The sequence below is a fragment of the Stenotrophomonas sp. STEN056 genome, from assembly GCF_056759635.1.
The window spans coordinates 16333-41631 of record NZ_JBRRDL010000024.1; the positions used below are offsets into that span (position 1 = coordinate 16333).

The window sequence follows — 25299 nt, forward strand, 5'->3', positions numbered from 1 at the left end:
AGCATTGCCGCGGGAACGGTCGGGGACAGAAGGAACCAGGAACAAAGCCTGGAAAGGCGAAATGCCGGCTGTCCAGGTATCCGGGCGTGAATACCCTGCGCCAAGCGCGCTGGATACCAAGCCGACCGATTCTACGCGAGCACGCGTTAAGAGCGCCTAAAGATCAGCCCAACGCACACGCATCCACACACGCACGCACCTTCAAGGCGCGCGCTCCAATGGCCTGGAAACAAGCGCTTTCCTGCTGAAAACAACCAATGCAATCACGGCACAACCCACTGCATAGCAGGCGATATCGCCCCACGAGAACGTGTTGCCGATCACCGTGTACATCACATCGCCGCGCACGAATCCAAGCCGCTCGGCAAGCCGGAAGTACTGCGCAAATTCGATGCAACAGGCAAACACGAACACCGCCAACAACAGGGCGTAATCATTGACGCGGACCACGCTGCGCACCGCCGCGTGGATCAGCATCACCACCAGCACATCGCCCAGATAGGCGCGTATCCACGAAACATGCGGCAGCTGCGTGGCGATGATCACCTCCATCACGAACACCGCCACCGCCAGTACCGCATGCGGCCAACTGAAGCCCAGCACCGGCCGTTGCCGCCACATACGCATGTTCGACCTCAGCGCCAATTGGCGTTGTTTTCCCAGAACGTCACGGCGCGACGATACGCATCGCGATCCATCGACACGCCCGAGCCGCCCTCTTCCACGCCAAGCGCGTTGCGCATCATGGTGATCGGTGCCATCGGAATTTCTTCCGGTTCCGCGGTGTACAGGCAACCCACCACGCCCCAGTTCGCAGCAATGACGGAGCCTTCCTTTTCCAGCTGTTCGCGGCTGTACATGATGACCACCAGGTAGTCGGCCACCGGCGATTCCACGCCTTCAAACCAGCGCACCAGCACTGGCAATTCTTCGCGCGTACGTGCTTCGTACGCCGAACGCAGCAGGTGGCGGTTTTCGTCGGTGATTGCAACGGTCAGGCAGCGCGTGCTGGTCCAGTTGCGGTAGACAAACAACTTGCAGAATGGCGCATAGCCATCAATCACCTTGTCCGGCGCGTGTGCATTCAAGTGCTGCTCGAACTGCTCGGCACTGCAATCCTGGATGGTGTTGGGGCGCGCCGTGCGCGGGAACAGGCGGGTACGGGCAAAGTCAGTGAGATGGATGGACATGGCAGGGCTTTTGGGAGGCTGCATGCATTGTCGTTGATCAGCCCCTGCCATGGCAGTCGCTGCGCATTGAACGGCAGCCGAATGCCAAACGCATGCTGGCACGGTTACGACAACACTACGACGCCGCCACGCCGACAGTGGCCGCACGCCCCGTAGAGCACCGCCATGCGCCACGCCCAATCCCACGATTTCATAAAAGTGCCCGCCATCACCCTCGGCTTCTGGGTCATCAAGGTCCTCGCCACGACCTTGGGTGAAATCGGTGGCGATGCGGCCAGCATGTCGATGGGGCTTGGCTACCTGGTGAGTACTGCCGTGTTCGGCGTGGTGTTTGCGATGACCGTCGCCGCACAGATCCGCGCGCGCACATTTCAACCCTGGCTGTACTGGTCCGCCATCATCGCCAGCACCACCGTCGGCACCACCTTGGCCGATTACGTGAACCGTTCGCTTGGCCTGGGCTACAGCGGCGGTGTGGCATTGCTGCTGTCGCTGTTGCTGGCCTCGTTGCTGCTATGGAAACGGGCCACCGGCTCGGTCTCGGTTTCCCGCATCGACACGCCTCTCAGCGAGCTCTGTTATTGGCTGACCATCACGTTCTCGCAGACGCTGGGCACCGCGCTGGGGGATTGGGTTGCCGACACCCAGGGGCTGGGTTACAGCGGCGGCATCGCCTTGTTTTCCGGCCTGCTCGCCTTCATCGCCCTGCTGTCGATCACCACCCGGATCTCCCGGACCGCGTTGTTCTGGTCAGCGTTTGTGCTGACCCGACCACTGGGCGCGGTGGTCGGCGATTTCCTGGACAAGCCCATTGACCACGGCGGTCTGGCCTTGAGCCGTTACACCGCCACGTTGCTGTTGCTGCTGGTGATTGCCGCCTGCGTTGCCTGGTTGCCGCAACGGCCCGCCACACGCGCGCACTGAGCCCGCCCGCCAGGCCAACTGCGGTCTCGGCTGAAACAATTGCATATCCATCTTGATGGAGAGATATAATGCCCGGCATTCGTCATGCCCGGCCCTTTCCATGACCGCGATCAGCTTCGAGTTCTACCCGCCCAAGACCGACGACCAGCGCGCACAGCTGGACCGTACCGCCAGCCGGCTCAAGGCCCACGCCCCCGAATACGTGTCCTGCACGTTCGGTGCCGGCGGTTCGACCCTGAGCTACACCTCTGAAACCGTGCGCCACCTCAACCAGCACCACGGCCTGCAGGCGGCGCCGCACCTGTCGTGCGTGGGCGGCACGCGTGAGGAGATCCGTGAGCTGCTCAAGCTCTACCGCGCCATCGGCGTGAAACGGCTGGTCGCCCTGCGCGGTGACCTGCCCTCGGGAATGGGCTTCCCCGGCGACCTGCGTTATGCCTCCGAACTGATCGCCTTCATCCGTGCCGAGCACGGTGATGCGTTCCGCATCGAAGTCGGCGCCTACCCGGAAACCCACCCGCAGGCCAGCGATGCGCTGACCGATCTGCGCCACTTCAAGACCAAGATCGACGCCGGTGCCGATGCGGCCATCACCCAGTATTTCTACAACGCCGACGCCTATTTCCACTTCGTCGATGCAGCGCGCCGGATGGGGGTCGAGGTGCCCATCATTCCCGGGGTGATGCCCATCTCCAACTTCAGCCAGCTGCGACGTTTTTCCGAGCAATGCGGTGCCGAGATCCCGCGCTGGATCAGCAAGCGCATGCAGGCTTTTGGCGATGACGCCGAGTCGGTACGCGACTTTGGTGCCGATGTCGTCGCCAGCCTGTGCGAGCGGCTGGTTGCAGGCGGCGCGCCGTCCCTGCACTTCTATACGCTCAACCTGGCCAAGCCGACCCACACGGTGCTGCAACGTCTGCGCAGCGCCTGATCGACAACACCACCGCCGTCACTTCCTGCAAACCGGCCCAGCCGCTACGCTTGCGCGATGCGAACCGCGTTGCTGCTGTTGTTGTTGTTTTCCGGCCTTGCCCTGTTGGCACCCCCTGCGCATGCACAGCAGGTCAACCGCTGTACCAATGCACAGGGGCAGACGGTCTACGGCGACAAGCCCTGCGAGGTAATGGGCGCACGTGCGCGGTTGTTGCCGGCTCGGCCCGCAGGAGGCAGCGGCTTGTACCGCGACAGCTGCGCGCGTCGCCTCAGTGAACTGGTAGGCCAGATCCAATCCGCGGCCCAGGCCCAGGACGCCAATCGCCTGTCCAGCATCTACCTGTGGAATGGGCTGTCCAATGCAACGGCAACGCAGGTGATGGACCGCCTGCATGAAATCGTGCAACGCCCGCTGCTGGACATCGCCCCCGTCTTCCCCGAACCACCGGCCTACGAGCCACTGCCGCCGCAGCCCTTCACCTACAGCGACGGTACGCCGGTGGACCCGGCGCAGGAGGCCCCGCTCCCCATTGCTGACAACGCCGCCGCAGCGCCGCGGCGCCCGATTGCGCTGCGCCTGGAACAGACACTGCCACGCAGTGGCACGCCGACCCGTACCGTGTTCCGGCTGCGGCGTCAGTACAACTGCTTCTGGATCACGCTCTAGGCGCAGGCCACAGCGAGCGGATCGCCGCCACGCCCAACGCACCATGCCGGCGCGCGGTTTCCACATCTGCGCCGGCCATGCCGCCGATGGCGTAGATCGGCAGCGACACCTGCTCACGCAACTGCTCGAACGCCTCCCAGCCCAACGGCGCCGCACCTGGATGCGTGGCGGTGGGCTGCACCGGCCCCAGCACCACAAAGTCGCACCCCAGCCGCTGCGCTGCCTGCAACTGCGCCAGGTCGTGACAGGAGGCGGCCACCGGCAGCGATTCCGGCAATGGCCGCGCGCTCAGTGAAAGCAGCTGCTCGCTGCCCAGATGCACGCCCACGCCGAGTTCGCGTGCCAAGGCGATATCCCGGTTGAGCAGCACATCGGCCTGTGACGCGAAGCGCTCGGCGGCATCCCGCGCCAGAGCCACGCGGTCGCCGGACTGCGGTGTGCGCAGATGGATGCGACGAATGCCACTGTCGATGGCCGTGGCAAGGCCTTCCAACCACGCCGACGCCCCCTGTGTGGGCTCGGGCGTGACCAGGTAGCGGTCGGGCTGGCGCAGCGCCGCTACGACAGGCAGGTCGGCCGGCGGCATCGAGTAGCGCGACAGCTTGTCCGGGGTCACCCAGGTGATGGCCTGGCCTTCGCGGCCCCGTGCCGAGCCCTTCCAGTCGCGCACCATCCGCACTTCAAGACGCAGGCGCTTGTCCGGGTAGAGCTGTGGCACGTCCATCAGCCACTCGCCGATCCGCGCGTCGATGCCCAGCTCCTCATGCAGCTCACGCGCCAACGCCTGCTCCGAACTCTCCCCCGGCTCACGCTTGCCGCCGGGGAATTCCCACAGCCCCGCCATGTCGCTGTCGCCGGTGCGACGGTTGAGCAGGATGCGGCCGCGCGCGTCGGTGATGACGGCGGCCACGACATGGATGGAACGCAGGGGGGAATTCATTGACGGAGAATGCCGAAAACCGTGCCAGGCACGCAACAGCCCGGCGCAATCATCCCCGACGGCCTAGCCAAACCCTGCTCGTCGGGCGAGGGCTTCCCCGCCCTGCCGCCCGCAGTGCGTGGCTTGGCTCCACTTCATCGGGACGGCAGGAGGCGTACAAAGAAAAACCCCGCGTTGGCGGGGTTTTTCGTCGATCAGCTCAGCTGCCCATGGCAGTGCTTGTACTTCTTGCCACTGCCGCAGGGGCACGGATCGTTGCGGCCGACCTTGGGCGCATTGGCCTCGTCGATCACATCGGCCGCTTCCTCGTCGGCGCTGTAACCGCCATTGTCCTGGTGCTGGAACTGCGACATCTGCAGGCGGGCTTCGGCCTGCTGGCGCTCCATGGCTTCCATCGCGGCGACTTCTTCCTCGCTGCGCACACGCACGCGCGAGAGCAGGTTGATCACTTCGCTCTTGACGTCTTCCAGCATCTGCGAGAACAGCTCGAAGGCTTCCTTCTTGTATTCCTGCTTGGGCTGCTTCTGCGCGTAACCACGCAGGTAGATGCCCTGGCGCAGGTAATCCATGCGGGCCAGGTGCTCCTTCCAGCTCTGGTCGAGCACGGTCAGCATCACGTGCTTTTCCAGCGCGCGCATGGTTTCACTACCAACGGCGGCTTCCTTCTGCGCGAAGTGATCTTCCATCCGCTCGACCACCTTCTGCGCGATGGCCTCGGCGTCCAGTTCTTCGTGCTGCTCAAGCAGGCCGACCACATCCATCTGCACACCAAGCTCGGTATCCAGCGTGGCCTGCAGGCCCTGCAGGTCCCACTGCTCGTCCACCGAGTTCGGCGGCACGAAGCGCGCGACCAGGTCGTAGATCACATCACCTCGGATGCCGTCGATGTTTTCCTTCACCGACTCAGCGTCCAGCAGCTCATCGCGCTGGGAGTAGATCACCTTGCGCTGATCGTTGTTGACGTCGTCGAAGTCGAGCAGGTTTTTACGAATGTCGAAGTTGTGCGCTTCCACCTTGCGCTGCGCTTTTTCGATCTGGCGGCTGACCATGCGGTCTTCGATGACGTCGTCTTCCTTCATGCCCATCAGACGCATCGCCTTCTGCACCCAGTCCGAGGCGAAGATGCGCATCAGGTTGTCTTCCAGCGACAGGTAGAAGCGGGACGAACCCGGATCACCCTGGCGGCCGGAACGGCCACGCAGCTGGTTGTCGATACGGCGCGACTCGTGGCGCTCGGTGCCGACGATATGCAGGCCGCCGGCGGCCTTCACTGCGTCATGGCGCTCCTGCCAGGCCGCCTTCACTGCGGCCTTCTGCTCGTCGCTGATGTCTTCACCCAGCTCGTGCAGTTCGGTTTCCAGCGAACCGCCGAGCACGATGTCGGTACCACGGCCGGCCATGTTGGTGGCGATGGTCACCGAGCCGGGGCGGCCGGCATTGGCGACGATGCTGGCTTCGCGGTCATGCTGCTTGGCGTTGAGCACTTCGTGCTTCACGCCAGCCTTGCGCAGGTGCTCGGACAGCATTTCCGAGGTTTCAATCGAGGTGGTACCCACCAGCACCGGCTGGCCGCGCTTTGCGCATTCCTCGATATCGGCCAGCACCGCGTTGAACTTGCCCTGGCGGTTGAGGAACACCTGGTCCGGGTGATCTTTGCGCACGGTCGGCTTGTTGGTCGGAATCACCACCACTTCCAGGCCATAGATGCTCTGGAACTCGAAGGCTTCCGTATCGGCCGTGCCGGTCATGCCGGACAGCTTCTTGTACATGCGGAACAGGTTCTGGAAGGTGATGCTGGCCAGCGTCTGGTTCTCACGCTGTACCGGCACGCCTTCCTTCGCTTCCACCGCCTGGTGCAGGCCATCGGACCAGCGGCGACCGGCCAGGGTACGGCCGGTGAATTCATCAACGATGACCACTTCGCCGTCGCGCACGATGTAGTCCACGTCACGCTGGTAGATGGCGTGCGCGCGCAGGGCGGCATTAAGGTGGTGGACGACGGTCAGGTTCTGCGCGGCATACAGGCCGTTTTCGTTGTCCGCGCCGATGATCCCCGCTTCGCGCAGCAGTTCTTCGGCGTGCTCCATGCCCGCTTCGGACAGGTGTACCTGCTTGCCCTTTTCATCGACCCAGTAGTCGCCCTCACCGTCTTCGGCTTCCTGCTTGATCAGGTGCGGCACGACGCGGTTGACGCGGATGTACAGCTCCGGCGAGTCATCGGCCGGGCCGGAGATGATCAGCGGCGTACGCGCTTCGTCGATCAGGATGGAGTCGACTTCGTCGACGATGGCGTAGTGCAGGCCGCGCTGGTGACGGTCGGCCTTGGTCAGCGCCATGTTGTCACGCAGGTAATCGAAACCGAATTCGTTGTTGGTGCCGTAGGTGATGTCGCTGGCATAGGCCTCGCGCTTGTCGCCGTGCGGCATGCCCGGGTAAACCACGCCCACGCTCAGGCCCAGCCAGTTGTACAGCTTGCCCATCTGCGCGGCGTCGCGGCGGGCCAGGTAGTCATTGACCGTGACCACATGGACGCCCTTGCCTTCCAGCGCATTGAGGTAAACCGGCAGCGTTGCCACCAGGGTCTTGCCTTCACCCGTGCGCATCTCGGCGATCTTGCCCAGGTGCAGCACCATGCCGCCGATCAGCTGCACGTCGTAATGGCGCATGCCCAGCACGCGCTTGGAGGCCTCGCGGCAGACCGCAAAGGCTTCGGGCAGCACCTTGTCCAAGGCTTCCCCAGCGGCGATGCGCTCGCGGAATTCAGGCGTCTTGGCCTTCAGCTGGTCGTCGGAGAGCTTCTGGATCTCCGGCTCCAAGGCATTGATCTTGGCGACGATACGGTTGAGCTGGCGCAACTGGCGTTCGTTACGACTGCCAAAAACGCGGGTAAGCAGGCTGTTGATCATTGAAGGAACCGGTTTGAATGAAATGCCGTGCGACGACCAGCCCCTGGACTGGCCTCACAAACGGAACAGGGCGCAATGCGCCCTGTCGATGGCAACGCCTATTGTAGCTTGGGGCGGGGGCTTGGCGATTCAAGCTCCCGACCCAGCGAATTGTCAGCCGCGGCTGAGACGGCCCACCGGCGTGTTGCCACCCTCGCCGAGGAACTTGCGCGGGTTCATCACCTGGCCGTTCTGCCAGACCTCGAAATGCACGTGCGCGCCGGTGGAACGGCCAGTGGAACCGGCCTTGGCCACTTCCTGCCCGGCCCGCACCAGGTTGCCTTCGCGCACGGTCAGGCGCGAATTGTGTGCATACAGGGTCTTGTAGCCATTGCCGTGATCGATCTCCACGACATTGCCGTAGCCGCCCTTGACCCCGGAGAAGCTGACCACACCGTCAGCCACGGCCATGACCGGATCGCCGACGCGGGCGTGGAAGTCCATGCCCTTGTGGTTGCCCGCACCGCGGCCGAACGGGTCAGCGCGGGTGCCGAAGCTCGAAGTGATATAGGTGTTGCTGATCGGCATGCGCGACGGCACGGCGTTCTGCTCAAGCTGGTGATCGAACAACAGCGATTCCAGCACCGACAACTGCTTGCCTGAAGCAGCAAAACGCTGCTCCAGCACCTGTAAGTCGGTGATGACGGCGTTGGCCGGAATGTCCTGGGTCGGGCCCGGTTCGCCTTCACCCATGCCGGGCGTTTCATTGAAGTCGAACTCGCCGTCCTGCAGCTTGCCCATCTGGGTCAGGCGATCACCCAGCGCATTGAGGCGCGTGGCCTGTGCCTGCAGCTCACCCAGCCGGGCAGCCAGTGCGTTGACCTGGGTCTGCGCGTCGGCGCGCACCTTGGCCAGCTCCTGCTCCTGTCGGTCCACCTTGGCCTGCAGGGCCGAATCACCGACCATGCCCAGCGCCAGGCTCAAGGCCAGGCCCACCAGGCAACCCAACCCAAGTACGCTGCCCAGCAACGCCCTGGGGCGATCCTCGAAAAACACCTGAACGCGGGCGAGTGGCGTCTTGGCCTGCCGTTCACGCGTTTTGATTACGATCTTTTTAAATGTCATTGAAGAATTCTTATGTCTGAGCCGAAATCCAGCGTTCGTTCCCGTTCCGCGCCCAAACAGGCGCTGGAAGCGGCAATGGCTGACAAAACTGGAAACCCGTTGCGGCGAGCCCTGTGGCTCGATGCGCTGGACCGGCAGTTGCGCCCCCATCTGCCGCCGGCGCTGGCAAACCGTTGCCGGTTGGCCAATGTGGACGGCGAACACCTCGTTTTTCTCGTCGAATCGCCGGTGTGGCATGCCAAGGTCAGGCTTGCCGAAAACCAGCTGATTGACGCGGCCCGATCCATCGGGCTGAAGGCCACACGGGTGACCGTCAAGACTGCTACCGCACCCCCGCACTCCCCAGTGCGTAATGACCAGCGCAGTACCGCAGTGTCGGATGCCACGCACAAAGGCCTGCGCGACGCCCTGGCTGCCCTTCAGGATGTGAAACCCACGCGTTCCTGAAACCCGGATGCGCTTCCTGCGCCCCGGTTCCTGCCCCTCGCCCGGAGGGTCGAAGCAGGAAGCCGGAGGAATCCTAGCGGCGGATTGCCTCCCGGGAGTTAGTGTTTTGTTAATTTTTCGCTAAATTCAGGCTCAAACCCTTACTGGGTTCACAAATCCATGACATTGCGGATTTCGGTCCTAGGAATCGGGCGGTCTTCTTACGACAGAACAGCCGGACCACTCACCACCCACGAATAAGCGCCCCGGGGACAGCCGTTTCGATTGATCGGCACATCAATGCAGGGACACATTCGGCAGCGGCTTCACGCCAGGCCCGGACGGAATACGGCCCCGCTCCACGCCGGCGCTGCAGGTCACAGACAGCACAACGGCCGGTTCAACCGGCCGCTGCGGGGTTCCAGGCAGGGTCCTGCCTCAGGCGTAGGCAGGCACGCCGTAAACCACCGGGTCGGTGGCCGCCGGTGATTCGTAGCTGGCCCATTCCCAGGCGGTCTGGTCTGCCAGCAAGGCACGCACCAGCTTGTTGTTGAGCGCGTGGCCGGATTTGAAGCCTTCGTAAGCGCCCAGCACCTGGCCGCCGGCCAGGTAGAGGTCGCCGATGGCGTCGAGGATCTTGTGACGCACGAACTCGTCGACGTAACGCAGGCCGTCCTCGTTCAGTACGCGGAATTCGTCCAGCACGATGGCATTGTCCATCGAGCCGCCCAGCCCAAGGTTGCGCTCGCGCATGTACTCCAGGTCGCGCATGAAACCAAAGGTACGGGCGCGGGAGATTTCCTTGATATAGGCCGCGGTGGAGAACTCGATCTCCGCACGCGACTGCTTGGCCGGAATCATCGGGTGGTCGAACTGGATGGTGAAGCCCAGCTTGTAGCCTTCATACGGCTCGAAACGGGCAACCTTGTCACCCTCGGTCACTTCCACCGTCTTGAGGATGCGCAGGAAACGCTTGGGCGCGTCCTGTTCGACGACACCCGCCGACTGCAGCAGGAACACGAACGGGCCGGAGGAACCATCCATGATCGGCAGCTCGGCCGAGGACAGCTCCACGATCACGTTGTCCACGCCCAGGCCGGCCAGGGCCGACATCAGGTGTTCAACGGTCTGGATCTTGGCGCCTTCGCAGGTCAGGCCGGTACACAGGGTGACTTCGGTGACCAGGTCGGCGCGGGCCGGCACAACCACCACCGGGTCCAGATCGACGCGACGGAACACGACGCCATGGTTCACCGGCGCAGGGCGCAACGTCATATAGACCTTGTCACCGCTGTGCAGGCCGACGCCGGTGGCGCGGATCGTGTTCTTGAGAGTGCGTTGCTGGATCATATGTGCCGAACCGGAGAAGCCGCGCATGCGCGGCCGAAGACAAACAAGAATAACACGCGTTAACAACCGTCCCCGGTAACGCCAGCCAACGGCTGCGTCCGTGGGGGCGATGCGGAAAATGCCGCCGGGCCGATCCTGGCCCGGCGACAAAGGACATGGTCTTGCCCGTCAGGGTGGACAGCCCTGACGTGTATTGCCGTGGCTACAGCTCCGATCCGCCTGGGCGAACCCGCCCGGCCCGCGCCGCCGTTGCCGGCAGGCGCATGACCAGACCCGGTCCGCCGGGACGCGCCGGATCCGCCTGCCGGTCAGTCAGCCTGGCGGCGCAGGAACGCCGGGATGTCCAGGTAGTCGTTCGGCAGTTCCGCGGCGGCCGGCGAGGCCGACGAAGCGGCCGAAGACGCTGCGGCGGTGTCGGCGCTGGGACGACGCAGGCCCATGCCCAGGGTGTTGCCCACGGCCTTGGCGACGGCATCGGCCGGGCTTTCGTAGTCGCCGAACTCCGGCTGACCCGTGGTGGCGTTGCGCACCAGCTTGATCGGCGCACGCTCGCCCGGACGCTGCGCGTTCTTGGCGGTGGCACGGTTCAGGCCGGTGGCCACGACGGTCACGCGCACTTCGTCCTGCATGTCCGGGTCCAGCACGGTGCCGACCACCACGGTGGCGTCTTCCGAGGAGAAGCCCTCGATGGTGCGGCCGATTTCGTCGAACTCGCTCATGGTGAAGTCCGGGCCGGCGGTGATGTTGACCAGGATGCCGTTGGCACCGGCCAGGTTCACATCGTCCAGCAGCGGGTTCTGGATGGCGGCTTCGGCGGCAGCCTGGGCGCGGTCATCGCCACGTGCGGTGCCGGTGCCCATCATGGCCAGACCCATTTCCGACATCACGGTGCGCACGTCGGCAAAGTCGACGTTGATCAGGCCCGGACGCACGATCAGGTCGGCGATGCCCTGCACGGCGCCCTGCAGCACGTCGTTGGCGGCACGGAAGGCCTGCACCATGGTGGCGTTGCGGCCGAGCACGGTGATCAGCTTTTCATTGGGAATGGTGATCAGCGAGTCGACGTGCTGGCTCAGTTCCTCGATGCCCTTCAGCGCAACCTGCATGCGGCGACGGCCTTCAAACGGGAACGGCTTGGTCACCACGGCCACGGTCAGGATGCCCATTTCCTTGGCCAGCTGTGCCACCACCGGCGCAGCGCCGGTGCCGGTGCCGCCGCCCATGCCGGCGGTGATGAACACCATGTCCGCACCCTGCAGGGCGTCCATGATGCGCTCGCGGTCTTCCAGTGCGGCCTGGCGGCCGACTTCCGGGTTGGCGCCTGCGCCCAGACCCTTGGTCACGTTGGTACCCAACTGCAGCTGCAGCTTGGCGCCGCAGTTCTTGATGGCCTGCGAATCGGTGTTGGCGGTGATGAATTCCACGCCATCGACGGCGCTGTTGACCATGTGGGCCACGGCATTGCCGCCGCCACCGCCAACACCCACCACCTTGATCACCGCGTTCGGTGCCATCTTTTCAATCAGTTCGAAATGCGCCATGTCCATGTCCTCTCTATTGCCGTGATTGGTTCGGGCATCCGGGAAGCATCCTGCTCCTTCTGTGCCCGCCCGCACCGGCGAGTTGTTGTTGGTTTTACCGCTTGGGTTGCCCTGTCGCGGTGGTTGTTGCCTGTTTCAATGACTGCGTTACTGCACTTCGTCTTGCCCTACTGCCTGCCTTGCTGCACTACTGCCGGCACCGCGCTCAGAACTCGCCGCGGAACCAGTTTTTCAACTTGTTGAACATGCTGCCGGCGCGCCCGGTGGGCAGCGACGGACGGCGGGGGTGTTCGATCTGGCTGCCCATCAGCAGCAGGCCCACGCCGGTGGCATGCACCGGGTTGCCGACCACTTCACCCAGCCCGGTGACGTGCTGCGGGATGCCCACGCGTACCGGCATCTGCAGCATTTCCTCGGCCAGTTCGACCACGCCTTCCATCTTCGAGGCGCCGCCGGTCAGCACCATGCCGGCGCGCACCATCTCCTCGAAACCGGAGCGGCGCAGTTCGGCCTGCACCATTTCAAAAATTTCTTCGTAGCGGCCCTGCACCGCCTGCGCCAGCGAATGGCGCGGCATGCGACGCGGCGGACGGTCACCCACCGACGGCACCTGGATGCTTTCCTCGGCGGTGGCCAGCTGCGCCAGCGCGCAGGCGTAGCGCACCTTGATCTGCTCCGCTTCCGGGGTCGGCGTGCGCAGCATGTGGGCGATGTCGTTAGTGACGTGGTCACCGGCAATCGGCAGCGAGGCGGTGTGGCAGATCGCGCCCTGCACGAACACCGCGATGTCGGTGGTGCCGGCACCGATATCCACCATCACCACGCCCAGTTCGCGCTCGTCGGCGGTGAGCACGGCCACGCTGGAGGCCAGCGAGGACAGCACCAGGTCATCCACCTGCAGGCCACAGCGCTGCACGCACTTGCTGATGTTGGCCGCAGCAGACTGCGCGCACACCACCAGGTGCGCGTGCACCTCCAGGCGCACGCCGGTCATGCCGACGGGGTTGCGGATGCCCTCCTGCGAATCGTCCAGCACGTACTCGCGCGGGATCGCATGCAGGATCTTCTGGTCGGCCGGGATGGCCACGGCCTTGGCCGCTTCCAGTACGCGATCCAGGTCGCCCCAGCTCACCTCGCCTTCGCGGATCGGGGTGATGCCCTGCGAATTGCGGCACTGCACGTGGTTGCCGGAGATGGAGGCGTAGACCGAGCGGATCTCGCAGCCGGCCATCAGCTCGGCTTCCTCGATGGCGCGCTGGATGGACTGCACGGTGGATTCGATGTCCACCACCACGCCGCGCTTGAGGCCGCGCGATTCATGCGAACCGATGCCGATGACTTCGATGGGGCTGCCCGGCGAATACTCGCCCACCAGCGCCACCACCTTGGAGGTGCCGATATCGAGCCCGACGATCAGCGATTTATCACCCTTGCGATTCATGTCCTGTCCTGCGTCTGCTTTGTTGCCGGCGGTGGGGTTCCCCAGCTCAGCGTGAAACCATTGGTATAGCGAAGGTCGGCGCGCTCGATCGGCACCTGCGTGCGGGTGAGCTGCGGCAACACCCGCACAAAACGCGACAAGCGCGTACGTGCGTCGTTGCGGCCGACGATGATCTCGGTTCCGTTGTTCAATGCCAGCGACCAGCTGCCGCGCGCATCCATCGCAACCTTGCGCACGTCCACACCGGCCGGCGCGAACAACGCGCGCGAATCGTTGTAAAGCTCGACCACTTCAGCGGTCTTGGCATCGGGGCCGTCGAGTTCCGGCAACGGCGCGTTCTCCAGCCCATGCGGCACCGCGAACAGGCGGCCCTGCTCGGACAACAGACGGTCCTTGCCCCAACGTGCGAACGGCTTGTGTTCGACGATGGACACTTCCAGCACGTCCGGCCACTGCTTGCGCACGCGTGCGCTTTCCACCCACGGCAATTTTTCCACGGCGTGCTGGGCATCCTGCAGCTTCACCGCGAAGTAGCCGGCTTGCGCGTAGGGCAGCAATGCCTTCTGCAACTGCTCGGCCGGCACCCGCTCGAATTCGCCATGCACGCGCAGCTTGGCCAGCGGCCAGCGCTCGGCACCGACCCAGCCGTTGAGCACGGCAACCACCGGCAAGGCGACCAGTGCGATGGCCAGCAACCAGGCAAGGATGCGCAGCACCGCATTCATTGCGCGCCCTCCCCCGCATTCCACGCGCAGGCGCGCTGCACACACCGCGGTGCGGTGATGCAGGCAGGCAGCAGCGGGAATGCATGAAGGTTCATTCGCCGGTGGCCTCCTTGAAGCCTTCGGTCGCCACGATCTGGGCAACGTGGCCGATATCGCCGGCGCCCATCATCAACAGCAGGTCGCCGTCCTGCAGTACATCGGGCAGCACCGACACCAGGTCGGCGGTGTGTCCCACCACCACCGGCTCGCTGCGGCCACGCGCACGGATGGCGCGCGCCAGCGACTTGGAATCAGCACCCGGAATCGGCGCCTCGCCGGCCGGGTACACCTCGCTCAATACCAGCGCGTCGACTTCCGACAGCACCGCAGCGAACGCATCGAACTGGTCGCGCGTGCGGCTGTAACGGTGCGGCTGGAACGCCACCACCAGGCGCTGCGATGGCCAACCGCCACGGGCTGCGGCAAACACCGCTTCCAGTTCGCGCGGGTGGTGGCCGTAATCATCGATGACGCGGACCCTGGCACCCTTGTGGGTGGTCACGATGCCCAGGTCATTGAAGCGACGGCCAACGCCTTCAAACTTCTCCAGCGCCGAAGCGATGGCTTCCGGCGCCACGCCCACCTGCCAGGCCACCGCAGCGGCGGCCAGCGCATTGAGCACGTTGTGCTTGCCCGGCAGCGCCAGTTTCACCGGCACGCTGCTGCCTTCGGGCAGGCGCAGGGTGAAGCGCATGCACGGGCCGTCCTGCACCACGTCTTCGGCACGCACATCGGCATTGCTGCTCATGCCGTAGCTCATGACATGACGCGGTGTCTTGGCAGCGAGTGCCGCCACTTCCGGATCGTCGATGCACAGCACGGCCAGGCCGTAGAACGGCAGGCGCTGCAGGAACTCGGCAAAGGCCTCCTGCACGCGGGCAAAGTCGTTGCCGTAGTTTTCCAGGTGGTCGGCGTCGATGTTGGTGATCACCGCAACCAGCGGATTCAGGCGCAGGAAGCTGCCGTCACTTTCATCGGCCTCGGCCACCAGCCACTGGCCACCGCCGAGCTTGGCGTTGGCACCGGCTGCCAACAGCTGGCCGCCGATGACGAAGGTCGGGTCCAGCCCACCTTCGCTCAGCACCGCAGCGGTCAGCGAGGTGGTGGTGGTCTTGCCGTGCGTACCAGCCACGGCAATGCCGCGACGGAAGCGCATCAACTCGGCCAGCATGGCCGCACGCGGCATGACCGGAATGCGTTGGCTGCGCGCTTCCATCAGCTCGGGGTTGTCGTCGCGGATGGCACTGGAAACCACCACGCAATCAGTGCCCAGCACGTTGGCGGCGGAATGACCGCGCATCACGCGCGCACCCAGGCGCGAAAGACGGCGCGTGGCAGCGTTGTCGGAGTTGTCGGAACCGGACACTTCATAACCCAGCGTCAGCATCACTTCGGCGATGCCACTCATGCCTGTACCGCCGATGCCGACGAAATGCACGCGCGGGAATGCGCGGACCAGGTCGGTGGTGTCGTGGAGACGGCGGGTCATTGGGCAGGTCCTGTGGTGCGGGGATTGGGGAGTCGGGATTGGGGATTGGCAAAGGCAACGGCGCTTGGCTGTGCGTCCGCGGCTCGGAATTTACGATCGTTGTTCTGCATGTGTTCCTGTTCTTTCTGAATCTCAGGATCCGACCCGTTGCTCCGGGGCGTGTCACCGCCGCCGAATCCCGAATCTCGAATCCCGGCCTCTTCAAGAATGATGTCCGCGATGCGTTGCGCCGCATCGGCCTTGGCCAGCGCACGCGCGGCTTGTGCCATCTGCATGCGACCAGCGGGATTGTTGACGAGCGCGCGCAGCACGCCCTCCAGATGGGTGGCCAGCGCTTCGTCCTGCTTGAGCAGTTCGGCGGCGCCGCGCTCGACCAGATATTCGGCGTTGCGGGTCTGGTGGTCATCGACCGCAGCGGCAAACGGCACCAGCACGGAGCCGATGCCCACCGCGCACAATTCGGCCAAGGTCGACGCGCCGGCGCGGCACACCACCAGGTCGGCCCAGTCATAGGCCGCCGCCATGTCGCCGATGAAGGCATCCACGCGGCCGGATACACCGACGTCGCGATAGGCCTGCAATGCCTCTTCGTGCAGCTTCTCGCCACACTGGTGCCAGACATCAATGGCCACGCTGCCACCCAGTGCGGCCAGCGCCTTGGGCACAGCGTTGTTCAGGGCGCGCGCGCCCTGGCTTCCGCCAAGCACCAGCAGACGCGTTGGCCCATTGCGCTCGGCAAGACGTTGCTCCGGCACCGGCAGCGCAGCGATTTCCGCGCGTACCGGATTGCCGACTACTTCTTCCTTGTCACCGGCGAAGCTGCCCGGGAAGCCGGTCAGCAGGCGCCGCGCGAAACGCGACAGGATGCGGTTGGTCATGCCCGGCGCGCGGTTCTGTTCGTGCACCAGCAACGGCAGCCCATGCAACCGCGCTGCCATGCCGCCGGGCCCGGAGGCGAAGCCACCAAAGGCCACCACGGCACACGGGTTGCGATCACGCAGCACATAACCTGCACTGCGAACTGCACGCAGCACGCGCATGGGCGCGCCCAGCAGCGCCAGCTTGCCCTTGCCGCGCAGGCCGGAGATGGCCAGCGTGTCGATCTGGATACCGTGCTGCGGCACCAGGCGGGTTTCCATGGCGCCATCAGCGCCCAGCCACACCACCGGCACGCCACGCTCGCGCAGTACCTTGGCCACAGCCAGGCCCGGGAAGATATGACCGCCGGTTCCGCCGGCCATGATCATCACCGGGCGCTGCGCTGCGTTCTTCGGCTGATTGCTCATGCAATCCTCCCGAACGTCGGCTCGACGCGCTGCTGCATGCGGCTGGTGCCACGTGCGGAAACGGAACCGGCCTGCATCGCGGCGGCGACCGCTGTCGCCGAAGGCGACGGTGCCGGCTCGGCGTCTTCGATCACCGGCTCGATGTCGTCACGTACTTCCTGACGGCGCACCGCGCGGTTGTATTCGTAGGACACGCGCAGCAGCAGGCCTATCGCCACGCAGGTCATCATCACGCTGGAGCCGCCGGACGAAATCAGCGGCAGGGTCAAGCCCTTGGTCGGCAGAATGCCCAGGTTCACGCCAATGGAAACGAAGGTCTGCAGGCCGATCCACAAGGCAATACCAAAGGCAATGTAGCCGGCAAAATGGCGACGCATCTCGATGCAGCGCATGCCCAGCCAGAACGCACGGCCGACCAGCAACACATACAGGCTGATGATGCCGCACACACCGACAAAGCCCAGCTCTTCGGCAATCACCGAGAAGATGAAGTCGGTATGCGATTCGGGCAGGTAGTTGAGCTTCTGGATTGACGCGCCCAGGCCCACGCCCGTCCACTCACCACGACCGATGGCCATCAGTGCGTTGGTCAGCTGATAGCCCGAGCCCAGCTGGTCTTCCCACGGATTCCAGAAAGACGTGACGCGGCGCATGCGGTAGGGCTCGAAGTACACCAGCAGCGCCAGCGCAACCAGCATCACCAGTGCCGGCAGCAGGATGCGCTTCATCTGCGCGCCGCCCAGCACCAGCATGCAGGTGGTGATGCCCAGCAGCAGCGTCGATGAGCCGAAATCCGGCTGGATCAACAGCAGGCCGACCAGCAGGCCAACCACGCCAACCGGCTTGAGCATGGCCTGCCAGGTGGCATTGACCTCGTCACGGAAGCGCGCCAGGTAGCTCGACAGCCAGACGATGTACAGCACCTTCACCGCTTCCACGGTCTGGAACTTGGACACGCCCAGGTTTATCCAGCGCCGCGCGCCGTTGACGCTGCTGCCCAGCCCGGGGATGAACACCACGATCAGCAGCGCGAAGCAGCCCAGCAGCAACAGCTGGTTGTACTTCTCGATTTCCTTCAGCTCCACCCGCATCGTCACCATCGCCAGAATGACGCCGATGGCGATGAACACCAGGTGGCGGGTGAGGTAGTAGAACGGACTCTGCGTCAGCGCGATGGAGCTGGAAGCCACCATCACGATCCCGACCGATGCCAGCGCCACGGCGGCGCCCAGCAGCCACTTGTCGTAGCTGCCGCCGATGGCTTCAAGCCGGGTTGCCTGACGCGAGTAGTCGTCCATCAGCGCACCTTCAAGGTTGCCAGGCCGATCAAAACAAGCACCACCGAGATGATCCAGAAGCGCACGATCACGCGCGGCTCCGGCCAGCCCTTCAGTTCGAAGTGGTGGTGGATGGGCGCCATGCGGAACACGCGCTTGCCGGTGAGCTTGAACGAGGCCACCTGGATCATCACCGACAGGGTCTCGATCACGAACACGCCGCCCATGATCACCAGCACCAGTTCCTGGCGCACGATCACCGCGATGGTGCCGAGCACCGCGCCCAGCGCCAACGCGCCGACATCGCCCATGAACACCATGGCCGGGTAGGTGTTGAACCAGAGGAAGCCCAGGCCTGCACCGGCAATGGCTGCGCAGATGATGACCAGTTCACCGGCACCGGGGATCTGCGGGATCTGCAGGTAGCTGGAGAACACCGCGTTGCCCGAGGCATAGGCGAACACACCCAGCGCACAGGCCACCAGCACCGTCGGCATGATCGCCAGGCCATCCAGGCCATCGGTCAGGTTGACCGCGTTGGAGAAGCCGACGATCCAGAAGTAGGCAATGGCCACGAAGCTGATGCCGGCCAGGGGCAGCGCGACCGACTTGAACATCGGGATGTACAACGTCAGCGCCGCCGGCACGTCGGCTGTATAGAACAGGAACAGGCCGGCAGCCAGACCGAAGATCGACTGCAGCAGGTACTTCCAACGCGACTTCAGGCCGTTCGGATCACGCTTGGCGATCTTGATCCAGTCGTCGTACCAGCCAATGGCGCCGAAGCACAGCATCACCGCCAGCACCACCCACACATAGCGGTTGCGCAGGTCGGCCCACAGCAGCACCGAGATCAGCACCGTGGTCAGGATTAGGCCACCGCCCATGGTCGGCGTGCCGGCCTTGGAAAAGTGCGATTGCGGGCCGTCCTTGCGGATCGGCTGGCCACCCTTGAGCTGGGCCAGGCGGCGGATGGCCGCCGGCCCCAGCCACAGCGACAGGCCAAGCGCGGTCAACGCCGCCAGGATGCCGCGGAAAGTGATGTAGTTGAACAGCCGGAACAGATCGTCCAGCTGCTGCAACCAACGGGCCAGTTCAAGCAACATGCATAGTGTCCTCGCCACGCCCCAACAGCGCGGTCACAATCTTGTCCATGGCGCTGCCGCGCGAGCCTTTGACCAGGCAACGCACGCCAGCATGAAGTTCGGATTCCAGTGCGGTGACCAAGGCGGCATGGGAGTCGAAATGTCGCGCACCCTCGCCAAATGCCTTTGCTGCGGCTTCGCTCAGCGGTCCCAGCGTGTACAGACGCTTGAGCCCGGCTTCGCGGGCACGCTGCCCGGCCTGTGCATGCAGTGCCTGCGCACCCTCGCCCAGTTCACGCATGTCGCCCAGCACCAGCCAGCCTTCCTCCTTGGCGGCAGCCAGCGCGGTGATCGCGGCAGCCAGCGAACCCGGGTTGGCGTTGTAGCTGTCATCGATCAGCACCGCGCCATTGACCAGCGTGTGCGCGACCTGGCGGCCAGCCACCGGACGCGCCTGCGCGAGCCCTTCAACCACCAGCGGCAAGGCGATGCCTGCCGCCAATGCCATCGATGCCGCGGCCAAGGCGTTGAGCACGTTGTGGCGACCCGGCAACTGCAGTGCCACTTCCGCATCACCCTGCGGCGCATGCAGCTGGAAGCGCGAGGCGGCCTCGCTCAACACGATGCCGGTGGCAGTGACATCAGCGCTGGTTTCCAGGCCAAAACGCAGTACGCGGTGATTGCCGGCACGGGCAACGAAGTACGCCGCGAACGCATCATCGGCATTGATCACTGCCACGCCGCCGTCAGGCAGGTCGTCGTAAACGGCCGCCTTGGTGTTGGCGATCTCCAGCAGGCTGCCCATGCGCTCCAGGTGTGCCGGCGCGACATTGTTCACCACGGCCACATCCGGTGCGGCGATGGCAGTCAGGTAGGCGATGTCACCCGGCTTGCCGGTGCCCATCTCGTAGATGGCGAAATCTGCATCTTCCGGGGCATCGATCACCGCCAGCGGCAGGCCGATCTCGTTGTTGCGATTGCCCGGCGTTGCGTGGACATGCAGCCCCTGCACCGCAGCAGCGTGCTGCAGGATCGCCTGCAGCAGATTCTTGACGCTGGTCTTGCCATTGCTGCCGGTGATGGCAAACACACGCGTGGCGCGGCCGCGCTGCATGGCCGCGGCGATGTTTGCCAGGGCAAGTTCGGTATTGGCGACCAACACCTGCGGCACATCCAGCGGCTGCAACGTGTCCACCAGCAGGGCACAGGCGCCGCGCGCCACCGCATTGGCCGCAAACATGTGGCCATCGAACCGCTCACCACGCAGCGCCACATAGAGACTGCCGGCAGCCAAGGTGCGGGTGTCATTGCTGACAGCGTCGACCGCCAGGTCTTCGCCGTGGATCTCGCCACCGGCCCAGTGGGCAATCAGCGACAGCGGCGTGCGCTTCACGGGCGCACCTCCTGGCCGGCGGCGGCACGCGCCTGCAGCGCGCGAGATGCCACGTCGGTGTCATCGAAAGGATGTTTGATACCTGCAATCTCCTGGTAGGGCTCGTGGCCCTTGCCGGCAACCAGCACGATGTCGCCGGGGCCGGCCTGCGCAATGGCCGCGCCAATGGCGCGGGCACGATCACGCTGCACGTTGACCCGGGCGGCATCGGCAAAGCCGGCCATGATGTCGGCGACGATCACGTCGCCATTTTCGCCGCGCGGGTTGTCGTCAGTGACGAACACCGCATCGGCCCATTTCTCGGCGATGGCCGCCATCTGCGGACGCTTGCCGGTATCGCGCTCACCACCGCAGCCGAACACGCACAACAGGCGGCCGTCAAGATGTCCATGCAGGCTGCGCAGTGCCTGTTCCAGTGCATCCGGGGTGTGGGCGTAATCAATGACCACGGTCGGTTCGCCCTGACCACCGAGGCGGTTCATGCGGCCGGCGATCGGCTGCAACTGGCCCAGCACCTGCGCGATGCTGGCAGCCGGCTGGCCCAGGCCATGCAGCGCACCGGCCACCGCCAACAGGTTGTCGACATTGAAGCGGCCCAGCAGCGGCGAACGCAGCGGGTGGCGCGCATCGCCGATGACCAGGTCAAAACCAATGCCCTGCCCGTCCAGCACCAGGTTCTCCGCACGGATGACGGCACCGGCCTGGCCGGTCGAACTCAAACCAATGGCCTGGACATCCGCCGCCAGCGTGGCCATCAACTCACGGCCGAATGCATCGTCCAGATTGATCGCAGCAGCCTTCAGGCCCGCACGGTGGAACAACTTGGCCTTGGCAGCGCCATAGCTGGCCATGTCGCCGTGGTAGTCCAGATGGTCGCGGGTGAGGTTGGTGAACACGGCCACGTCGTAATGCACGGCATCGACGCGGCCCTGGTCCAGCGCATGCGAGCTGACTTCCATTGCCACGGCCGCGGCGCCGTCGTCGCGCAGCTGCGCCAGCACCTGATGCATCTGCAGCACCAGCGGCGTGGTGAAGCCGGTCGGCACGACATTGCCGTACAGACCCACGCCAAGCGTGCCGATGGAACCACAGGCAACGCCCAGCAGATGCCAGGCCTGGGTCAGCAACTGCACCGTCGAGGTCTTGCCGTTGGTGCCGGTGACACCGACCATCGTCATCGCCCGCGACGGGTGACCGTGGAACTGGTCGGCCATCACGCCCATGCGCGAACGCAGGCCGGGCACGGCAATGGCATCGGCCGGGGCCGGCAGCTCCGCCGGGGCCGGCGGATCGAACAACACCGCGACCGCACCGGCCGCCTTGGCCTGTTCGACAAAACCCAGCCCGTGCGCACCGAAACCGGCGATGGCGACAAAGGCATCGCCCGGGCGAACGAAACGCGAATCCAGCACCAGACCGCTGATCTGCGGATCGTGCGCCAGGGTCAGCTCAGGCAACAGTTTGGACAACAGCATCGTGCGGCTCACTGGCGCACCTCCGTGGTGGCAGGTGCCGGAGCACTGGCGGTAGGCAGCGCGGCATCAAACTCGGCCGCGGCATTGGGTGTATCAACGACTTCCTGCGGAATCGGCAGCGGCGCGCTGCCCGGCTTGCCACCCAGCTTGCCCGCCGCCTGCGCGGCCAGCCACGACTGGATGTCATCCGGCGGCACGTCCATCAAACGCAGCGTGCCTTCCATCACATGCTGGAACACCGGCGCAGAGACAAGGCCGCCGTACTGCAGCGAACCCTGCGGCTCGTTGACCACCACCACCGCGGCAAAGCGCGGCGCAGTGGCCGGCACGACGCCGGCAAACAACAGGTTGTAGCGGCCACGCTCATAACCATTGGGGCCGTTCTTGCGCGCGGTGCCGGTCTTGCCGGCGACGTGGTAACCCAGGATCGCCGCGCGTTTTGCGCCGCCGTTGGTGACCACGGTTTCCATCATCCGCACCACTTCCTGGGCGACCGCCGGATCAAGCACCTGGCGCGCTTCGTTGCGCTGGCCCTTGATGAAGGTCGGCTCGATCACATTGCCGCCGTTGGCCAGCGCCGAATACGCCTGCGCGATCTGCAGCGGCGTCACCGACAGGCCATAACCATAGGACATCGTGGTCTTGGTGGTGCCATACCAGTTCGGGCTGCCAGGACGCGGCACAACACCGGACGACTCACCCGGGAAGCCACTGCCCGGCGCGGTGCCATAACCAAAGGCGCGCACGCTGTCGTAGAACATCTGGTCCGGAATGCGCGCGGCGATCTTGGCCGCGCCGATGTTGGAACTGCGGGTAATCACGCCGGTGACGTTGAGCACGCCGTTGTTACGCGGCACATCGCTGATGGTGTAGCGGCCCAGCGACATGTAACCCGGGTTGGTGTCGATGACCGTGTCCGGGGTAACCACATGGTTCTGCAGCGCGGTGGCGATGGTCAGCGGCTTCATCGTCGAGCCGGGCTCGACCAGATCGGTCACCGCGCGATTGCGGCGCGTATCCGGGGTGGCACCGCTGACCGCGTTCGGGTTGTAGGTCGGCAGGTTGGCCATGGCCAGCACTTCGCCGGTGGCCACGTCCATGACCACGACGGAACCGCCGGCGGCCTTGTTCTCGGTGATCGCGTTGCGCAGCTCGCGCATGGCCAGGAACTGGATGCGGCGGTCGATGCTCAGGGTCAGGTCCTTGCCCGGCTCGGCAGGACGCACCTGGTCGATGTTCTCGACGATCGCGCCCTTGCGGTCGCGGATCACCTTCTTGGCACCGGCCTTGCCACGCAGCCACTCATCGAAGGCCAGCTCCAGCCCTTCCTGACCGCGGTCATCGATGTTGGTGAAGCCCAGCACATGCGCCATCGCCTCCCCTTGCGGGTAGTAACGACGGAACTCGCGCTGCGAAAACACGCCAGGGATCTTCAAGGCCACGATCTGCTCGGCCACATCCGGGTTCATCCGGCGGCGCAGGTACATGAATTCCTTGTCGGCCTTCTGACTGAGCTTGGTGGTCAGCTCATCGGCCGGCAGACCCAGTGCGCGCGCAAGCTCGGGAATGCGCTCCGGCGCCTGCAGCAGGTCCTGCGGGTTGGCCCAGATCGATGCCACCGGCGTGGAGACCGCCACCGGCTCACCGTTGCGGTCGGTGATCATGCCGCGCGAGGTCGGGATCGGCACTTCGCGCAGGTAACGGGCTTCGCCCTGGCGCTGGTAGAAATCGCTGTCGATCAACTGCACATACGCTGCGCGGCCCACCAGCGTCACCGCACACAGGCCCAGGCCAATGCCGACCATCATCAGGCGATTGCCCAGGTCGAACTGGCTGCGATTGCGGCTGCGGTTGCGGCTGGACTTGTTCATGGCCGGATCACCACGATGTCGCCGGCTTCCGGGAACTTCATGCCCAGACGGCCGCGCGCCTCCTGGTCCACACGCGTGGCCTGCGCCAGCGTGGCCTGTTCCAGCTGCAGGCGGCCAAACTCGATGTTGAGTTCGTCGCGCGCGTGCTCAAGCCTGGACAGCTCGACAAACAGCTGCCGATGACGGTGACGCATGAACACCACACCGATCGCCGAAGCGATGGTGCAGGCCAGCAGCACGATCAGCAGCAGGCGGCTCATCCGGCCACCTCACACTTCTGCGCCACACGCAGCACGGCGCTGCGCGAACGCGGGTTCACCGCCAGCTCGTCTTCTTCGGCCTTGATGGCACCACCAATCAATTCCAGCGTCGGCACGAAGGCCTGCACTTCGGGCAGGCGACGGTTGGTCGGCGGCGCCTTGGCATGGCGGTTCATGAACTGCTTGACGATGCGGTCTTCCAGCGAATGAAAACTGATCACCGCCAGCCGGCCACCGGGCTTGAGCCGCGCCATCGCCGCGTCCAGTCCGGCCTCAAGGTCGGACAGTTCACGGTTGATGTGGATACGGATGGCCTGGAAGCTGCGCGTGGCCGGGTGGATCTTGTCCTTGCCACGCGGCATCACCGAGGCGATCAGCTCAGCCAGTTCGGCGGTGCGCGTGAACGGCTGGGTCGCGCGGCGGGCCACGATGGCGCGCGCGATGCGGCGGCTCTGGCGCTCTTCGCCATAGGTCCACAGCACATCGGCGATCTCGCGTTCTTCGGCACGGTTGACCCACTGCGCCGCACTCTCACCCGAATCCGGGTCCATGCGCATGTCCAGCGGGCCGTCCTTGCCGAAGCTGAAACCACGCTCGGCCACATCCAACTGCGGCGAAGACACGCCCAGGTCGAACAGCACGCCATCCAGGCCGGCGGCGGTTTGATCCCAGTTCAACAGGTCGGCGAAGCTGCCGCGATAGATCGACACACGGCCATCCGGCGCGAAATCGCGCTCGGCCACGGCGATGGCTTCCGGATCCTTGTCCATGACCAGCAGGCGGCCAGCAGCGCCCAACTGGCGCAGCACGCCACCGGCATGACCACCCCGGCCGAACGTGCCGTCCAGATAAACACCGTCTTCGATCACCCTCAGGCCCTGAAGGACCTGGGTGTACAGCACCGGCAGGTGACCCGCCGGCGGCTGTGACACCGGAGGGTGACCGGCTTGCGCTTGTCCGCGCACCCGGGCACCCCG

The 25299-nt window shown here is 65.0% G+C and carries 22 protein-coding genes; 4 read left to right on the forward strand and 18 right to left on the reverse strand.

Features of this window, described 5'->3' with window-relative positions; all coding sequences use genetic code 11:
- Positions 1 to 201: 201 nt before the first annotated feature.
- Together ACVOLO_RS13000 and ACVOLO_RS13005 are read right to left on the reverse strand one after the other, a co-directional pair.
- Entirely contained in the window at positions 202 to 627 is a 426-nt protein-coding gene (locus tag ACVOLO_RS13000; RefSeq protein WP_481570731.1) for a ribosomal maturation YjgA family protein, read from the reverse strand.
- 8 nt (positions 628 to 635) lie between these two features.
- Positions 636 to 1190: a DUF3228 family protein gene (locus ACVOLO_RS13005; RefSeq protein ID WP_481570732.1), complete on the reverse strand. Its 555-nt coding sequence runs from the start codon at positions 1188 to 1190 to the stop codon at positions 636 to 638.
- 165 nt (positions 1191 to 1355) lie between these two features.
- Between ACVOLO_RS13005 and ACVOLO_RS13010 the strand changes: the two genes are divergently transcribed.
- The 3 genes from ACVOLO_RS13010 (at position 1356) to ACVOLO_RS13020 (ending at position 3714) form a co-directional block, all read left to right on the forward strand.
- Positions 1356 to 2114, forward strand: a complete 759-nt coding sequence (locus tag ACVOLO_RS13010) for a COG4705 family protein (RefSeq protein ID WP_481570733.1) — start codon at positions 1356 to 1358, stop codon at positions 2112 to 2114.
- A 100-nt stretch (positions 2115 to 2214) separates the two neighbouring features.
- Positions 2215 to 3045, forward strand: a complete 831-nt coding sequence (metF, locus tag ACVOLO_RS13015; RefSeq protein WP_481570734.1) for a methylenetetrahydrofolate reductase [NAD(P)H] — start codon at positions 2215 to 2217, stop codon at positions 3043 to 3045.
- Positions 3046 to 3102: 57 nt separating this feature from the next.
- On the forward strand, positions 3103 to 3714 hold the full coding sequence (locus ACVOLO_RS13020) for a DUF4124 domain-containing protein (RefSeq protein WP_481570735.1): 612 nt from the start codon (positions 3103 to 3105) through the stop codon (positions 3712 to 3714).
- Here ACVOLO_RS13020 and ACVOLO_RS13025 read toward each other — a convergent pair.
- From ACVOLO_RS13025 to ACVOLO_RS13035, 3 genes are all read right to left on the reverse strand, one after another.
- A complete protein-coding gene (locus tag ACVOLO_RS13025) occupies positions 3704 to 4654 on the reverse strand; it encodes a Nudix family hydrolase (RefSeq protein WP_481570736.1) in 951 nt (316 codons plus the stop codon). The genes ACVOLO_RS13020 and ACVOLO_RS13025 overlap by 11 nt on opposite strands.
- A 194-nt stretch (positions 4655 to 4848) precedes the next feature.
- Complete coding sequence (secA, locus tag ACVOLO_RS13030; protein ID WP_481570737.1) at positions 4849 to 7560, reverse strand: preprotein translocase subunit SecA; 2712 nt, start codon at positions 7558 to 7560, stop codon at positions 4849 to 4851.
- A 153-nt stretch (positions 7561 to 7713) separates the two neighbouring features.
- On the reverse strand, positions 7714 to 8664 hold the full coding sequence (locus tag ACVOLO_RS13035; protein ID WP_481570738.1) for a M23 family metallopeptidase: 951 nt from the start codon (positions 8662 to 8664) through the stop codon (positions 7714 to 7716).
- Between the two features lie 12 nt (positions 8665 to 8676).
- Here ACVOLO_RS13035 and ACVOLO_RS13040 point away from each other — a divergent pair, with 12 nt between their 5' ends.
- A complete protein-coding gene (locus ACVOLO_RS13040; RefSeq protein ID WP_481570739.1) occupies positions 8677 to 9111 on the forward strand; it encodes a DciA family protein in 435 nt (144 codons plus the stop codon).
- Positions 9112 to 9528: 417 nt separating this feature from the next.
- On the opposite strand, the gene lpxC is transcribed toward ACVOLO_RS13040, so the two are convergent.
- The 13 genes from lpxC to rsmH all read right to left on the reverse strand — a co-directional run bounded on the left by lpxC (position 9529) and on the right by rsmH (position 25287).
- Positions 9529 to 10440 (reverse strand): UDP-3-O-acyl-N-acetylglucosamine deacetylase, encoded by a 912-nt coding sequence (gene lpxC, locus ACVOLO_RS13045; protein ID WP_481570740.1) that lies wholly within the window; start codon positions 10438 to 10440, stop codon positions 9529 to 9531.
- Positions 10441 to 10748: 308 nt separating this feature from the next.
- Positions 10749 to 11981: a cell division protein FtsZ gene (ftsZ, locus tag ACVOLO_RS13050; protein ID WP_481570741.1), complete on the reverse strand. Its 1233-nt coding sequence runs from the start codon at positions 11979 to 11981 to the stop codon at positions 10749 to 10751.
- A gap of 205 nt (positions 11982 to 12186) precedes the next feature.
- Positions 12187 to 13422 (reverse strand): cell division protein FtsA, encoded by a 1236-nt coding sequence (ftsA, locus tag ACVOLO_RS13055; protein ID WP_057633401.1) that lies wholly within the window; start codon positions 13420 to 13422, stop codon positions 12187 to 12189.
- On the reverse strand, positions 13419 to 14147 hold the full coding sequence (locus ACVOLO_RS13060) for a cell division protein FtsQ/DivIB (protein WP_481570742.1): 729 nt from the start codon (positions 14145 to 14147) through the stop codon (positions 13419 to 13421). The genes ftsA and ACVOLO_RS13060 overlap by 4 nt, the downstream gene beginning before the upstream one ends.
- 91 nt (positions 14148 to 14238) lie before the next feature.
- On the reverse strand, positions 14239 to 15675 hold the full coding sequence (gene murC, locus ACVOLO_RS13065; protein WP_481570743.1) for a UDP-N-acetylmuramate--L-alanine ligase: 1437 nt from the start codon (positions 15673 to 15675) through the stop codon (positions 14239 to 14241).
- A complete protein-coding gene (gene murG, locus ACVOLO_RS13070) occupies positions 15672 to 16961 on the reverse strand; it encodes an undecaprenyldiphospho-muramoylpentapeptide beta-N-acetylglucosaminyltransferase (protein WP_481570744.1) in 1290 nt (429 codons plus the stop codon). Before murG ends, murC begins: the two co-directional genes overlap by 4 nt.
- Positions 16958 to 18259, reverse strand: coding sequence for a putative lipid II flippase FtsW (ftsW, locus tag ACVOLO_RS13075; protein ID WP_481570745.1), 1302 nt, complete (start codon positions 18257 to 18259; stop codon positions 16958 to 16960). Before ftsW ends, murG begins: the two co-directional genes overlap by 4 nt.
- Positions 18259 to 19344, reverse strand: coding sequence for a phospho-N-acetylmuramoyl-pentapeptide-transferase (gene mraY / locus ACVOLO_RS13080; RefSeq protein WP_481570746.1), 1086 nt, complete (start codon positions 19342 to 19344; stop codon positions 18259 to 18261). The genes ftsW and mraY overlap by 1 nt, the downstream gene beginning before the upstream one ends.
- The gene (locus ACVOLO_RS13085) at positions 19334 to 20716 is read right to left on the reverse strand and encodes a UDP-N-acetylmuramoyl-tripeptide--D-alanyl-D-alanine ligase (protein WP_481570747.1); all 1383 of its coding nucleotides are present in this window, start codon (positions 20714 to 20716) and stop codon (positions 19334 to 19336) included. Before ACVOLO_RS13085 ends, mraY begins: the two co-directional genes overlap by 11 nt.
- Positions 20713 to 22203 carry a UDP-N-acetylmuramoyl-L-alanyl-D-glutamate--2,6-diaminopimelate ligase gene (locus ACVOLO_RS13090; RefSeq protein ID WP_481570748.1) on the reverse strand — a complete coding sequence of 497 codons (1491 nt, stop codon included), beginning with the start codon at positions 22201 to 22203 and terminating at the stop codon, positions 20713 to 20715. The genes ACVOLO_RS13085 and ACVOLO_RS13090 overlap by 4 nt, the downstream gene beginning before the upstream one ends.
- Positions 22200 to 24062 (reverse strand): peptidoglycan D,D-transpeptidase FtsI family protein, encoded by a 1863-nt coding sequence (locus ACVOLO_RS13095; protein ID WP_481570749.1) that lies wholly within the window; start codon positions 24060 to 24062, stop codon positions 22200 to 22202. Before ACVOLO_RS13095 ends, ACVOLO_RS13090 begins: the two co-directional genes overlap by 4 nt.
- Positions 24059 to 24322: a cell division protein FtsL gene (gene ftsL, locus ACVOLO_RS13100; RefSeq protein WP_481570750.1), complete on the reverse strand. Its 264-nt coding sequence runs from the start codon at positions 24320 to 24322 to the stop codon at positions 24059 to 24061. Before ftsL ends, ACVOLO_RS13095 begins: the two co-directional genes overlap by 4 nt.
- A complete protein-coding gene (gene rsmH, locus ACVOLO_RS13105; protein ID WP_481570751.1) occupies positions 24319 to 25287 on the reverse strand; it encodes a 16S rRNA (cytosine(1402)-N(4))-methyltransferase RsmH in 969 nt (322 codons plus the stop codon). Before rsmH ends, ftsL begins: the two co-directional genes overlap by 4 nt.
- Between the last annotated feature and the right edge of the window lie 12 nt (positions 25288 to 25299).